This window comes from Tepidimonas sp. (assembly GCF_046292505.1).
Lineage (GTDB): Bacteria > Pseudomonadota > Gammaproteobacteria > Burkholderiales > Burkholderiaceae_C > Tepidimonas.
In genome coordinates, this window is the sequence record NZ_JBKBQX010000184.1 from 1 (window position 1) to 706 (window position 706).

A 706-nucleotide genomic window follows, 5' to 3' on the forward strand; every position below is an offset into this window, starting at 1 on the left:
CCAACGGCGCGCAGGTGGTGATCGATCAGTTCATCGCCTCTGGCGAGGTCAAGTGCCATGTGCAGCGCGCCGGTGCGGACGGTTATGTCGCCAAATTCGCGGCCAAGGAACTGGCCGAGACTTTGCGCCAGGTGCTGGCCAAGGCGGCGGCGTCGGCCTGATTCCCTGCTGGGGATCGGGCCAAGAATGGATCAGGGCCGGGGCGCTTCGATGACCACGCGGCGCGGGCCGGGGGGCGGGTCGGGAAAACCCTCCAGCGCCGCTTCCAGCAGCGCGCGCCAGAGCGTCGGCGCATCGGCCCACGGGCCGTCCTGCGTGGCGCGGGTTTCGTACACCACCTCGCCGCTGCGGCGGTCGCGCACGGTCAGCGCCACCTCGCGCACATAGTACGGCGGGCGCACCTGCCACTGCAGGCCGAGCGACGTGACGACCCCGCGGCCGACGATGACCTGGCCATACGGCATCCAGCCGGGGCGCGGCTCGGGGGCGTCCCACGGCGCGTAGGGGTACTTGACCGAGCGCGCGACGAGCTGCACGCCCCACGGCACGGCGCTGACCGCCGCCCCGGGCGCGGCCTCGGCGCGCTGCAAGCCCTTGGTGGCCAGCACCGGCTCGGCCAGCGATTCCAGGGCATCCTGCTCGCGCACGGCGTCGCCGCTGCGTTGCGACGGCAGGCGCTCGAACAGGTAGCGGTCCCCGGCAGCGG

The 706-nt window shown here is 73.1% G+C and carries 1 protein-coding gene; it reads right to left on the reverse strand.

Translation table 11 applies throughout. The features are described 5' to 3' along the window. Positions 1 to 191: 191 nt before the first annotated feature. Positions 192 to 706: hypothetical protein (locus ACK4TH_RS12615; protein WP_409626942.1), on the reverse strand; the 515-nt coding region annotated here is incomplete at its 5' end.